Raw genomic sequence first — 12666 nt, forward strand, 5'->3', positions numbered from 1 at the left:
CGTCTCGACCTTCCGAGATACGGAGCGATCCCATGCCCCTCGAACGCTACATGGACGGCGGTGCCCACATTCTGCCCGCCGACGAGACCCTGATCCGCTTCGCCATGACCAACGGCGAGCGCGTGATCGGGATCGACGTGCCGATCCCGGTGCTGCGCCAGCATTTCGGCGCGGGCGCCGACGTGGCGCCCCTCGACCTGTTCGCCCGCAACCAGGCGGCGGTCGAGGCCGCGGCCAGCCGCGCCTACGACCGCATCGAGACGCCGAACGACCTCCTCGACATGGGCCCGGAGGATTTCGACACGGGGCCGGCCCCGGCCGAGCGCTGACGGCGATCATCCCGCCGCGGCAAAACCGGCGACGCGCAAATGCCGCGGGGCACCCGCCACGTTTCGGCCTGTTGAATCCGCAGACAGGGCGCAACGGGCGTGCCGCGCCCGGCCCACGCGTGGATGGATCGAGAATGCCCGGTGACCTGATCCCTTGCAGTCTGTTTCTGATCGGGATCCTGACCTCGGTCGCCGCGGATTGCCGCCTGCGGCGCGCGGAGGCGGCGCCATGGGCCAACGGCTGCATCACCGCGGCCGGAGCCGCCCTGGTCTTCGCCGCCTGCGCGGCGGCGATCCGCTGAGGAACCGCCGGGCACCGGACCGATTTTTCCAACCGGATTCGACCGCCGGACCAGGACCGGCGGGTGGTTGGGTGAGGGTTTCATGGTTTCGTTCCAGGCGCTGGCCGGCTGCGCCCTCGTGCTGGCCGGTCTCCTGATCGAGAGCACGGCCAGCCGGCACTGGCGCGCCGGCGCCGCTGCCGACCGGCTGGATGCCCGTGCCGCGCTGGCGGTCGCGTTACCGGCGCTGGGGCTGGCCGTGATGGCCGCACCCATCGCGTGAGCCGGAAGCCGCGCGTGCTCGGCCGCACCGTCACGCTTGGCGGCGCGAGCTAGACCTCCGTCATCGCAGGACGGAGGGGGACATGAGCCCGGTTTTCGATATCGTCCGGGACGGCGCGGCCTGCATGGTCGAGCCCGCCTGGATGCGGGCCGAGCGGGCGCTGGCGTCGGCCACGGCAGCCCGGTCGGTCGAGGCGCACTGGACGGCAGGCGTCTCGGACTGGCGCGAAACAGGTCGGTGAACGGTTGCGGCGGCGCGCGTTGACGCTCGCCGCCGCGCGCATTACCTCCACACCCTCGCTGGCCGTGTCGGGCGAGGGCGGCGCGTCAGGCGAGACCGTGCTCTTCCGGCTCGGACCCGCTCGGAGACACGGTCGTCGAGACCCGCCCCAGATCCGCCATGGACACCCAACCGGACACGGCCCTCCGGCCGGACCCGATCGACGAGCCGGCCCGGCGCGCCTCCGAGCGCTCGCAGGCGCTCGACCCGAAGAGCCCGGTCGCCCGCTTCGGCGCGGACAGGCCGCTCCTCACCGATGCCGGCGTCGAACTGGCGCCCTTCCAGATCGCCTACCAGACCGCCGGCACCCTCAACGCCGCCCGCTCCAACGCGGTGCTGATCTGCCACGCGCTGACCGGCGACCAGTACTTCGCCCACACCCATCCGGTCACCGGCAAGTCCGGCTGGTGGGAGACGCTGGTCGGACCCGGCAAGCCGATCGACACGGACCGCTACTTCGTCGTCTGCTCCAACGTCATCGGCTCCTGCATGGGCTCCACCGGCCCGGCCTCGATCGATCCGGTCACCGGCCGGGCCTACGGGCTGGACTTCCCGCTGGTGACGATCCGCGACATGGTCCGCGCCCAGGCCATGTTGCTGGAGCATCTCGGCGTCCAAGACCTGTTCCTGTGCATCGGCGGCTCGATGGGCGGGATGCAGGTGCTGCAATGGGCGGCGCTCTATCCCGAGCGCGTCTTCGCCGCGATGCCGATCGCCACCGGCGCCCGCCACTCGGCGCAGAACATCGCGTTCCACGAGGTCGGCCGGCAGGCGATCATGGCCGATCCCGCCTGGGCGGACGGGCGCTACCTCGACGCGGGTACGCGCCCCGCCAAGGGCCTCGGCGTCGCCCGGATGGGCGCGCACATCACCTATCTGTCCGAGCCGGCGCTTCACCGAAAATTCGGCCGCCGCTTCCAGGGCGGCTCGGCGCCGACCTTCTCGTTCAACGCCGACTTCCAGATCGAGAGCTACCTGCGCCACCAGGGCCTGAGCTTCGTCGAGCGGTTCGACGCGAACGCCTACCTCTATCTCACCCGGGCGATGGACTATTTCGACCTCGCCGAGGACCATGGCGGCGTGCTCGCCAACGCGTTCCGGGACACGAAGACCCGGTTCTGCGTGATCTCGTTCACCTCGGACTGGCTGTTTCCGACCCGGGATTCCCGCGCGATCGTGCACGCGCTCAACGCCGCCGCCGCGCCGGTCGCCTTCGTGGAGGTCGAGAGCGACAAGGGCCACGACGCCTTCCTGCTCGACGAGCCGGCGATGTTCTCCGCGGCGCGCGGCTTCATCGACGCCGCAGCCCGGGCGCGCGGCCTGTGACCGGCGCATCGGGCAAGATCGCCCTCGGCAGGCTCGCTCACGGCGCGCCCTGGGAGAGCGCGGACGCCCTCCCCCATGCCGGGGAGAGCGGCGCGCCGCGGGTCGACCACCTCGTGGTGCTGGGCCTCGTGCCGGCGGGGGCCCGCGTCCTCGACATCGGCTGCGGCGACGGCTCGCTGCTGGCGCTCCTGCGCGACCGCCGCGGCATCGACGGGCGCGGGATCGAGCTGTCCCGGGAGGGCGTGAACGCCTGCCTCGCCCGGGGCCTCTCGGTGATCCAGGGTGACGCCGACACCGACCTCGCCAACTACCCGGACGGGGCCTTCGACGTGGTGGTCCTGTCCCAGACCATCCAGGCGACCCGCAACCCCCGGGTGGTGCTGGAGCACCTGCTGCGGATCGGCCGGCAGGTGATCATCTCGTTCCCGAATTTCGGGCATTGGCGGGTCCGGTCCGAACTCGCCCTGCGCGGGCGCATGCCGATCACCGAGATCATGCCGGACGCGTGGTGGGAGACGCCCAACATCCACCATTGCACGATCCGCGACTTCGTTGGGCTCTGCCGGCTGATCGGCGCCCGGATCGAGCACGCCACCGCGCTCAACGCCCGCGGCCGGCCGATGCGGTTCTCGATGCCCTGGTGGGTCTGGAACCTGTTCGGCGCGCAGGGGGTGTTCCTGCTCCGCCGCGACGGCGCCGAGGGCGGGCGCTAGGGGCTCGCGCCCCGTCATCATCGCCCCCCCTTCCCGGACAGGTGCCGTGACGCGGAACCTGATCCGGAAACCAGCCGCTTGAGCGGCTCCGCGCCGTGCAACCGGCATCCGGGCCTGACATAACTTGAAATAGACCAGAAACGGAGCTTGGCTATTTCTGGTCGCGTTCCCGTGATCGGACCGTGATTACGGATCTACTCGGCTGTGTTTCCGGATATTGACGTCCGCGCGTCCCGCGTGGACTGTGCTTTGCCGCGCCGACACTGGCCGGGATCCTAGAATCCAACAGGGTCGACAGGACACGTGCGACGCGCAATCGTCCATATCGGGATGCCGCGGACCGGCTCCACCTCGTTCCAGGAGGTGCTGGCCCGGCTGCGTCCGGGCCTCGACGCGGCCGGGATCTGCTATCCAAAGCTCGCCCCTCCGGGCGCCCCGGAGAGCCTCGACGTCAATCACCACCGGCTCGGCCAGGGGCTCGACCGGCGCCGGTCCGAGGCGGAGCGCCGCGCCGGCCTCGCGCGGCTCGACGCGATCCTGGGCGCGACCCGGGCGGATACGCTGATCCTCTCCTACGAGGATTTCGCCGTGCAGCGGGCGCGCTGGCGGGTCCCGGAAGTCCTGGCCGGGATCTTCGCGCGGCACGGCTTCGCCCTGGAGACGGTCCTGGTCGTCAAGCCGCAGGAGGAGCAGCTGGCCTCGGCCTACGCCCTGCGGACCCAGGTCGTGTTCGAGGGGCGCACCTTCCGCGGTTTCCTGGGCGCCGAGGGGGCCTCCGGGCGCTACGATTACGACGCCCTGCTGGCGCCGTGGCGCCGGGCCTCGCAGGGCCGCGTGACCGCCGTGCCGTTCCGCGACCGCCGGTCGGACGCCCCGCTGCTCGCGCGGCTGATCGACGGTCTCGGCCTGCGGGACCGCCTCGCCGCGCTGCTGACCCCCGCCGATCTGGAATACCGGACCAACCGGAGCGCGGGGCCGCTCGCCGTGGAGGCCGCGTGCCGCCTGTACAGGCTCGGCGTGCACCGGCAGGTGATCGGGCATCCGCGGCAGCTCGGCCATTGTCTGGATCGCTGGGCCTGGTCGCGGGGGCTGGACGCGGAGCGGTTCCGCGGCGATGCGCCGGACGGCCTGGCCCGGGTCGCGGCACGCTTCGCCGGCGCGAACGAACGCTTCGCCGCCGCCTGCTGGGGCCGGCCGTGGGATGCGGTCATCGACACCGCGCCGGCCGCATCCCCGAACGAACTCGCCGCCGGGCCGATCGCGCCGGAGACCGAGGCGCTGGTCGCCGCGCTGGTGCGGGCGGCGACGGACCATGTCGCCTTCCAGGCGCCCCCCGCCTGGCGCCGGCGGACGGCCTACCTCCTGGAGGAATTCAAGGAACGCCTGGGCGATGCGGTCGGATACCCGGCCTGGCGCGTGCCCTGACGCCGCGCCTGCGCGGCGCCGTTCCAAGACCGGCGGCCGCGCCCGCGGACGATCCTCGCGCGTCGTCCCGGCAACCAGAGCCGGCACGATGCTCCAAGTCATTCTTTTCGCATCATCTTTTTCCCGAAGGCCGGTGACCACCTTTCGGGATGATGCTCCAGACGGTGGATATGTGCATCGTGCAGAACATTCCGACCGGCGCGCCCTCAAGCCGTGTGACGTGGCACAGCCTCCAGCCCCGGGAGGATCGGTGGGCGCGCCTCGGCCAGGGGCCGGTCATCGCGTGGCTGACCGGCCTGTCGGGGGCGGGCAAGTCGACCCTGGCGGCGGCCGTCGATCGGACGCTGGTGGCACGCGGCCGGCACAGCGCCGTCCTCGACGGCGACAACCTCCGCCACGGGCTGAACGCCGATCTCGCCTTCACGCCGGAGGACCGGGCCGAGAACGTCCGCCGCACCGCCGAGGTGGCGCGGCTGATGGCCGAGGCCGGTTCGGTGGTGATCGTCTCGCTGATCTCGCCCTACCGCGCCGATCGGGCGCTGGCCCGGCGGATCGCCGGGGACATCCCGTTCGTGGAGGTGTTCGTCGACACGCCGCTGGGCCTGTGCGAGGCCCGCGACCCGAAGGGCCTGTACCGTCTGGCCCGCGCCGGCCGGATCCCGGATTTCACCGGGATCTCGGCCCCCTACGAGGCGCCGGAGCGGCCGGACCTGACGATCGCCACGGAGGGCCGCACGACGCAGGCCTGCGCTCGGACCTTGAGCGCGCTGCTGATGCGGCTGAGCCGGCCGGCGGAGGGCAGGGTGAAGGCGCGGCGGTGAGCGGTCGAGCGTCGGCATCACCGCCAGCATCCACCCCACGCCCCTCATCCTGCGGTGCCGGAGCGCAGCGGAAGCCTCGAAGGAGCCCTCCAGCCAGCCGCGCGGTCCCTGGAGCCCTCCTTCGAGGCCCGCTTCGCGGTCACCTCAGGATGAGGTGGTGTACTGGATGCGCACTCGTTCTCACTCTACCCGCCCGGCCACGTCAGCTCTGCCCGCAGGCCCCCCAGCTCCGAGCGCCCGAACGCCAGCTGCGCCCCCGCGGCCTCGGCGACGTCCCGGGCGATGGCGATGCCGAAGCCGGTGCCCGGCCGGGTCTCGTCCCAGCGCTGGCCGCGGGCGATGCCGGCGATCGCCGCCGCGCTCATGCCGGGGCCGTCGTCGTCCACGGCGAGGCTCTGGCGCCCGGAGGCCACCGCGCCGGTGATCCGGACCCGCCGGTGGGCCCATTTCCGCGCATTGTCGAGGAGGTTGCCCAGAACCTCCATCAGCTCGCCCTCCTCCCCGGGATAGGCGAGCGTCTCCGGGATCGACACCGCCCAGTTGAGGGAACCGCCCTCCGGCAGCCGGCGCATGGTCGCGACGAGGCGTTCCGCCACCGGGGCGACCCGGCAGGAGCGCCGCCGCAGGTCGCCGGAGGCGGCGATCCGCGCTCGGGCGAGCGCCCGCTCCACCTGCCCGCCCATCGCCCGGGCCTGCTCGGCGATCTCGGCCGAGAGGGTCGGATCGGCGGCCCCGGTCCGGCGCGCCAGGGCGTCGAGCACGGCCAGCGGCGTCTTGAGGCCGTGGGCCATGTCGGCCGCCGCGTCCCGGGCGCGGACCAGCGCCCGCTCCTGCGCGTCGAGCAGTCGGTTGAGATCGGCGACCAGCGGCCGGACCTCGTCGGGGAAGTGCTCCGGCAGCCGCGTCCGCGTCCCGGCATGGACCGCCAACAGATCCGCCTGCAGCACCCGGAACGGCGCCAGTGCCCGGCGCACGAACAGCGCCATCGCCAGCGTGAGCACGACGAACAGGGCCACGAGTGCCGGGACGAGCAGGCGCAGGAAGGTCGATCGGCTCGCCGCGAGGTTGCGCCGATCCTCCGCCACGATCACCCGAAGCTCGGTTTCGGCGCCCGGCGGCCCGATCGCCAGCGGTTGGACCACCGCGATGAGCCGACCCCCGTCCGGCCCGGTCGTGTCGACCATGCCGGTCGCGTCCGCGCCGAGTTCCAAATTCTTGTCCCAGAGCGAGCGCGACCGCAGGACGTGCGATCCCGCCTGCACCTGCCAGTAGAGGCCGCCATAGGGCGTGGCGAAGCGCGAGTCCGGCGGCTCCCGGGAGAGGGTCGGGCTCCCGTCCGGCGCGAGGCTGACCCGGCCGGCGATCAGCTTGGCGGTCCGGTCGAGGGCGTCGGCGGTGCGGGCGTCGAGCACCCGGTCGAGGATCACGGTCAGCCCGATCCCGGCGAGCAGCAGCGCCAGGGCGATCAGCGCCGCCGCCGCGAGGCCGAGCCGGAGGCGCAGCGAATGCCGCCTCACGGCCCGTCCGGCGCCGGCACGCAGTAGCCCTGTCCGCGCCGGGTCTCGATCACCCCCGGCCCGAGCTTGCGCCGCAGGCGGGTTAGCAGGGCCTCCAGGGCGTTGGCCTCGCGCTCGGTGCCAACCCCGTGCAGGTGATCGAGCACGTCGCCGGCCGGCACGACCTGCCCCGGCCGGTGTAGCAGGAACGACAGGAGCCGGTATTCCAGGGCGGTCAATTCGGTCGGGCGGCCGTCGACGCTGACCGCCCGGGTGCGGGTGTCGAGCTCCACCGCGCCGGCGCGCAGGATCGGCGAGGCGTGGCCGGCGGTGCGCCGCAGGATCGCCCGGAGCCGCGCCACCAGTTCCTCCATGCGGAACGGCTTGACGAGGTAGTCGTCGGCCCCGGCATCGATGCCCTCGACGCGCTCGCGCCAGCCGTCCCGGGCGGTGAGGATCAGCACCGGCAGGGCCACGTCGGCGGCCCGCAGCCGGCGCAGCACCCCGAGCCCGTCGAGGCGCGGCAGGCCGAGATCGAGCACCATGGCGTCGTAGGGCTCGGTCTCGGCGCGGAACCACGCGGCCTCGCCGTCGCCCACCACGTCGGCGACGTAGCCGGCCCGCTCCAGCCCCTGGCGGATGTCGGCGGCGATGCGGGGCTCGTCCTCGACGATCAGGACGCGCACGGATGTCCCTCACTCATCGTCGTCATCGTCCAGGATCTTGGCCGTGCCGGCATCGACCTTCACGGTCCGGCGCTTCCCGTCGGCACCGAGGATGCGCAGCTTGTAGCGCCAATGCCCGTCGTCGCGCTTCAGATCGACCGACACGACGTCGCCCGGCACCGCCTCCCGGGCCGCGCGCAGGATCTCGTCGAGGGGGCGGATCTCGCCCGTCTCCAGGGCGTGGCGGGCGCGGTCGGCATCCTCGGAGGCGGATGCGGGTGCGCCTCCGAGGATGGCGAGCAGGCAGAGGAGGGCGGCGCGGCGGGCGTTCATGCGGGCACGCGGTAGCGCGTGCCGCCTGACGGGAGGCTGACAGGCGCCGTCAGGGTGGCGGGGCGGGGCTTCGGCACAAGGGGGCCATACCCCGTCCGGAGACCTGAAACCATGTCGCTGATCCTCGGTGCCCTCCTCGCCTGCGCGGCCGGCGTCGCCGGCACCCTCCTCTGCCCGGACGACAAGGCGGGCCGCTCGCGCCTGCCCTTGCTGGCCGCTCTCCTGGCCGGCGGCCTCGCCTGGCACGCCCCCGCCCGGGCCGGCGAGGCCCTGCAGGGCCCGGCCCAGGTGATCGACGGCGGGACCCTCCGGGTCGGCGCGCGTCAGGTCAGCCTGTCCGGCATCGTCGCGCCGGATGCCGACCAGACCTGCTCGGACGCGCAGGACCGGACCTACGCCTGCGGCCGGGACGCCGCCCGGGCGCTCGCCGACCATATCGGCGGGGCGGCGGTCGCCTGCGAGGCGCGCGGCGGCACCGATGGCGCGGTCGTGGCCCTGTGCCGGGTCGGCGACGAGGATCTCGGCGCCTGGATGGTCGCGCGCGGCCTCGCCGTACCCGACCGCGGCGCCGCCCCCGCCTATGCGGCCGCCGCCGACCGGGCCTGGGGGCGGCGCCTCGGCCTGTGGTCGGGCGTCTTCCAGGACCCGGCCGAGCGCCGCGGCCGGCGCGCCGCCGCGGGGCTGCGCGACGCCGGCTGACGTCATTCCGGGTTTCGAAAGGGCGAGCCCTTTCGCGGGTGCAGGGCGGAGCCCGTTGGGTTCGGGCGAAGCCCGAGATCGGAGCTCCGCCCCGATACCCCGCCAAAGGGCTCGCCCTTTGGAATTCCGGGACAGCCGGCGCTGGGAACGGTCCTGGGCGCGCCCGGTTGGTCCGGCGCATACAACTTGCCGATGAACCGCGGAGGTCCCGTGAGACGCCTGACTCGCACCGCTCTGCTCGCCGGACTCGTCGCCGGCGCCGCGGGATCCGCCTATGCCGCGGAGGGCAAGGATACCGGCCGCAAGGACAAGACCCCCACGACCAGCATGGGCGCCGGCGGACTAACCGGAACCGGCGCCACCCAGGACGGAGCCCGCACCGGCACCGACAAGCCGCAGACCGGCGGTACGAAGCCGCCCTCGGCTCCCGCCGCCGGCACCACCCGCTGATCCGCTACTGCGAGCGCCGGCTGAACGAGACCGCGTAGGCCTGGACGCGGGCGTCGATCAGCGGATCGTCCGAGACCTCGATCCCGTCGGTCAGGTTGTTGGGCATGAACAGGAGCGCCTTCTCGGCCTCGGCGCTGTCCGGCACCGCCTTCGCCACGGTCAGCGTGCCGAGATCGACGGTCTTGCGGTCGTCGGGCCAGGGCTTGGTGGCGTCGTTGGTCGGGTCGCCGGCTTGGGCGAGCTGGGCCAGGACACGGAACTTCGCCGGCTCCTTGGCGATGCGCGGCCCGATCTCCCCCATCAGGAAATTGGGGTCGCGCTTGGCCGCCTCCTCGGGCGGCAGGATCTCCTCGCCCTGCACCGGCTCGATGCGGAAGCGGAACGGCTGGCGCTTGCCGTCCTTGTCCACAAGGATGAAGGCGTTGACGCCGTTATAGGTTTGCCGCGCGAGGCTCGACGGGGTCTTGGCCGTGCCGCCCGCGGTGGCGGCGGCCGGGTGCGCGGCGGTGAAGCGCTCCAGCGCAGTCGGATGGGCCGCGTTCGGGCCGCTGTCGGCGACCGCCTTCAGGAGATCGCGGAACTCCTCGCCGGTGGCGACCGGGAAGTACTTCAAGGAGTTGGTGACGACATCCATCTCGGAGCCGTCTTGCAGCTTGAACTTCAGGGCGAGGCCGTGCGGATTGGCGTTGGCCGCGCCGTCCGGGATGGTCGGCACGCCGGTGGCGTCGGAGAAGCGGATCGTCACCGGCACCGCCGGCCCCTGGAACAGGGAGGCCTTGCTGATCGTGGCGGCCTCCGCCGACGGGGTGAAGGTGCCCTCCGCCACCACACCCTTGGCGTGGTTGGCCCGCGCCCCCGGATGCTTGCCGAACAGCGTGTTCATCACGTCGATCGTCTGCTCGGCGGTGGAGGTATCCTGGGCCAGGGCCGGCGCGGTGGCCGCGAGCGCGGTGCTCAGCAGGAGGGCGAAGCCCGATCTCGAACGCAGCATGAAGAGTCTCCCGACAGCCACGGCCTCCCGGGCCGGTCCACGCGGACCGGACCATCTTCTAGGGAGAGAAGGGCCGATGGCACAACCGCAAGCTTCGCCTAGACGGGGCGTCGGTTACGGTCCGGCTACCGCGCCCCGCGGTGGAGGTCGCCGTCGATCAGCAGGGCGCTGCGGCTGTCGAGCCGGGAGCGGTAGACCTGGAGGTTCTCCATCACCCGCTGCACGTAGTTGCGCGTCTCGGTGAAGGGGATGCGCTCCACCCAGTCGATCACGTCGACGCCGGGCTTGCGCGGGTCGCCGTAGGCGTCGATCCACTTCTTCACGTTGCCGCCGCCCGCGTTGTACGACGCGAAGGCTAGCACGTAGGAGCCGCGCCAATCCTCCATCAACTCGCCGAGATGGGCCTGCCCCAGCTTGGCGCAGTAGGCGGGGTCGCTGGTCAGGCGGTCGACGTCGAAGGCGGCCGCGACCCGGCGGGCGGTGCGCTGGGCGGTGGCCGGCATCATCTGCATCAGGCCTCGTGCGCCGACGCCCGACTGGGCCCGGGGATCGAACTGGCTCTCCTGCCGGGCGATGGCGTAGACCATGGCCCGTTCCACCTGCGGCACCGCCGTGAAGGTCTCGTAGTCGGGAATGCCGATCGTCGGGTAGGCGTGGGCGTCGAGGGGCAGGCCGCGCTGCACCGCGAGCTTGCCGATCGCCACCAGGGCGCGGGCATCCTTCATGTCGGTGGCGAGGTCGCCGAGCGCCTGGAGTTCGCGCGGGTCGGAGAGGTCCCGGGCGGCGTCGATGTAGAGCGGCAGGGCGAGATCCTTGATGCCGGCCTCGCCGAGCATGCGCAGGGCCCGCACGTACAGCCGCCCCTCGAAGGCCTGCCGCTCCGCCCCTTCGAGATCCGCCGGCGACCGCAGGGGCAGGCTGGTCTGGCCGAGCCGGGCCCGCGCGACCTGCCCGTAATAGGCGATCGGCTGCAGGGCGGCCTTCTCGTAGAAGCGCTTCGCCGCGTCCGTCTGGCCCTCAGCCTCGGCCGCCCGGCCCTGCCAGTAGGCGGCCCGCGCCACCGAGATCGGACTCTCCGCGATGGTGGCCATCTGGGCGAAATGCTGCGCGGCGGCGGCCGGATCGCCGGCGAAGCGCAGCGCGATCCAGCCGGCGTGGAATTCGGCCTCGATCCGCTTCTCCGGCGTGCGCGCCGCCTGGGCGTCGGCGACCCGGTAGGCGGTCTTGGCATCGCCGAGGTCGAGGAGCTTGCGCGCCACGATCCGGCGCTCGACCCACCACTCGTCGCCATCGACCAGCACGTCGGGGTTGGTCGGGGCCGCGGCCAGCACGGCGGCGGCCTCCTCGGGCTTGTCGGCCCGGCGGAAATACTGCGCCCGGGAGAAGGTGTAGGAGGCGTCCCCGCGCAGCGACGGCGGCACGGCGGCGAGCGCCGCGGCGGCGCCGGAGGACTTGTCCTCCACGGCCCGGCGGGCGCGCACGAGGCTGGCATAGGCGCCCCCCGCGTAGCCGGCCGCCCGGCCGGCGCTCTCCCAATCGTCCTTCAGGAGCGCCCGCTCCATCCGGTAGCGGTGATCGACCCGGGTGAGCGCCTCCGGAAAGGCGTCGAGCACCCTGGCCTCGAGGCTGCGCCCGAAGCTCTCGCTGCGCCAGAGGTCCCGGACCATCTCGGCGGCGTCGGCCTCGTAGCCGTCGGCCCGAAGCGCCAGCGCCAGGGCGAACTTGCCCGGCGCGCTCGACGGCTTCGCCGTGGCGAAGAAGGCCCGCACCACCGCGGGGGGCTTGCGCTCGGAGAGCAGCGCCTCCTCGGCCCGGCGGCGCAGCAGGGGACCCGCCGGCCAGTCCGGGTTGGCCCGGGCGAACGCGACCGTGCGACTGAATCCGATCCCGGCGCCCGCGCGGATCGCCACCCATTCGAGCAGCGCCTTGGCGGCCGGGTCAGTGAAGCCGTCGCGCATCCGGTCGCCATCCGCGACCCGGCCCTTGCGGTAGAGATCGATGGCGCCGCGCAGCAGCGTCGGATCGGTGTCGCCGGAGATTTTCGGACGCGCGGGGTCGGGCACCTCGGGTACCGGGGCAGCCGGGGCGACCGCGGCGTCCGGCATCGGGAAGGCCACGGGGGCGTCCGGGTCGGCCGACGCGTAGGCCGAGGCCGCGGCCGGCAGCGCCCGGGCGGGCTCCTCGCCCTTCTCGTCGCCCGAGGTGTGGACGGGATCGAGCTTCAGAGCGTCGGCCGCCACCGGGTCGGCACCCTTCTCGGCGTCGCGGACCTGCGCGGTGGAGAGGGCGGCGTCGCTCGCGGGCGGGGTCGGCTGCGTCGCGGGCGCGTCCGGGCCCGCGAGCGCCACGCCGACCGTGGCGATCAGCACGACGGCGGCCAGGGACGTGCGCTTCGAGGCGGGAGTCGAGGCCGCGGATCGGATCACGATTTCCCCCTGCTGGTCGCCGGAGCGGGAAAGGCCGAGGATCGGGCGGGGACCATTAAGATCGCGTTAACCGTCGCGACGATCTGTTTGCGCGCCGTGGCGCGACCGCCTATGTCTGCCCGTCCGCGCCCGTAAGGTGCGGACCACGC

Annotated in this window: 15 protein-coding genes; 10 read left to right on the forward strand and 5 right to left on the reverse strand. The window is 73.1% G+C overall.

All coding sequences use genetic code 11. The features are described 5' to 3' along the window. The first annotated feature begins 32 nt into the window (after window positions 1-32). The 8 genes from MKK75_RS13970 to cysC all read left to right on the forward strand — a co-directional run bounded on the left by MKK75_RS13970 (window position 33) and on the right by cysC (window position 5457). Window positions 33-329 (forward strand): hypothetical protein, encoded by a 297-nt coding sequence (locus MKK75_RS13970; RefSeq protein ID WP_244043160.1) that lies wholly within the window; start codon window positions 33-35, stop codon window positions 327-329. A gap of 134 nt (window positions 330-463) precedes the next feature. Beyond that, complete coding sequence (locus MKK75_RS13975) at window positions 464-631, forward strand: hypothetical protein (protein WP_244043161.1); 168 nt, start codon at window positions 464-466, stop codon at window positions 629-631. An 82-nt stretch (window positions 632-713) separates the two neighbouring features. Continuing rightward, window positions 714-893 carry a hypothetical protein gene (locus MKK75_RS13980; RefSeq protein WP_244043162.1) on the forward strand — a complete coding sequence of 60 codons (180 nt, stop codon included), beginning with the start codon at window positions 714-716 and terminating at the stop codon, window positions 891-893. Window positions 894-975: 82 nt separating this feature from the next. Further along, a complete protein-coding gene (locus tag MKK75_RS13985; protein WP_244043163.1) occupies window positions 976-1134 on the forward strand; it encodes a hypothetical protein in 159 nt (52 codons plus the stop codon). 158 nt (window positions 1135-1292) lie between these two features. Then, complete coding sequence (locus tag MKK75_RS13990; protein WP_244043164.1) at window positions 1293-2498, forward strand: homoserine O-acetyltransferase; 1206 nt, start codon at window positions 1293-1295, stop codon at window positions 2496-2498. Then, on the forward strand, window positions 2495-3211 hold the full coding sequence (gene metW / locus MKK75_RS13995) for a methionine biosynthesis protein MetW (protein WP_244043165.1): 717 nt from the start codon (window positions 2495-2497) through the stop codon (window positions 3209-3211). Before MKK75_RS13990 ends, metW begins: the two co-directional genes overlap by 4 nt. 303 nt (window positions 3212-3514) lie before the next feature. Then, window positions 3515-4636, forward strand: coding sequence for a hypothetical protein (locus MKK75_RS14000; RefSeq protein WP_244043166.1), 1122 nt, complete (start codon window positions 3515-3517; stop codon window positions 4634-4636). 170 nt (window positions 4637-4806) lie between these two features. Next, window positions 4807-5457 carry an adenylyl-sulfate kinase gene (cysC, locus tag MKK75_RS14005; protein ID WP_244043201.1) on the forward strand — a complete coding sequence of 217 codons (651 nt, stop codon included), beginning with the start codon at window positions 4807-4809 and terminating at the stop codon, window positions 5455-5457. Window positions 5458-5642: 185 nt separating this feature from the next. On the opposite strand, the gene MKK75_RS14010 is transcribed toward cysC, so the two are convergent. The 3 genes from MKK75_RS14010 to MKK75_RS14020 are packed head-to-tail and all read right to left on the reverse strand — an operon-like array spanning window position 5643 to window position 7951. Further along, window positions 5643-6974, reverse strand: a complete 1332-nt coding sequence (locus MKK75_RS14010; protein WP_244043167.1) for a sensor histidine kinase — start codon at window positions 6972-6974, stop codon at window positions 5643-5645. After that, window positions 6971-7639 (reverse strand): response regulator transcription factor, encoded by a 669-nt coding sequence (locus MKK75_RS14015; protein ID WP_244043168.1) that lies wholly within the window; start codon window positions 7637-7639, stop codon window positions 6971-6973. The genes MKK75_RS14010 and MKK75_RS14015 overlap by 4 nt, the downstream gene beginning before the upstream one ends. A 9-nt stretch (window positions 7640-7648) precedes the next feature. Continuing rightward, a complete protein-coding gene (locus tag MKK75_RS14020; protein ID WP_244043169.1) occupies window positions 7649-7951 on the reverse strand; it encodes a PepSY domain-containing protein in 303 nt (100 codons plus the stop codon). Window positions 7952-8062: 111 nt separating this feature from the next. On the opposite strand from MKK75_RS14020, the gene MKK75_RS14025 reads away from it, so the two are divergent. After that, window positions 8063-8650, forward strand: coding sequence for a thermonuclease family protein (locus MKK75_RS14025; protein ID WP_244043170.1), 588 nt, complete (start codon window positions 8063-8065; stop codon window positions 8648-8650). Window positions 8651-8860: 210 nt separating this feature from the next. Next, on the forward strand, window positions 8861-9100 hold the full coding sequence (locus MKK75_RS14030; RefSeq protein ID WP_244043171.1) for a hypothetical protein: 240 nt from the start codon (window positions 8861-8863) through the stop codon (window positions 9098-9100). Between the two features lie 4 nt (window positions 9101-9104). Here the strand turns inward: MKK75_RS14030 and MKK75_RS14035 are convergent, their stop codons facing one another. Together MKK75_RS14035 and MKK75_RS14040 are read right to left on the reverse strand one after the other, a co-directional pair. Beyond that, window positions 9105-10091 carry a catalase family peroxidase gene (locus tag MKK75_RS14035; RefSeq protein ID WP_244043172.1) on the reverse strand — a complete coding sequence of 329 codons (987 nt, stop codon included), beginning with the start codon at window positions 10089-10091 and terminating at the stop codon, window positions 9105-9107. Between the two features lie 125 nt (window positions 10092-10216). Next, window positions 10217-12517: a lytic transglycosylase domain-containing protein gene (locus MKK75_RS14040; protein WP_244043173.1), complete on the reverse strand. Its 2301-nt coding sequence runs from the start codon at window positions 12515-12517 to the stop codon at window positions 10217-10219. Window positions 12518-12666 lie beyond the last annotated feature (149 nt).

Source organism: Methylobacterium sp. J-030, assembly GCF_022829545.1.
Classification (GTDB): Bacteria; Pseudomonadota; Alphaproteobacteria; order Rhizobiales; family Beijerinckiaceae; genus Methylobacterium.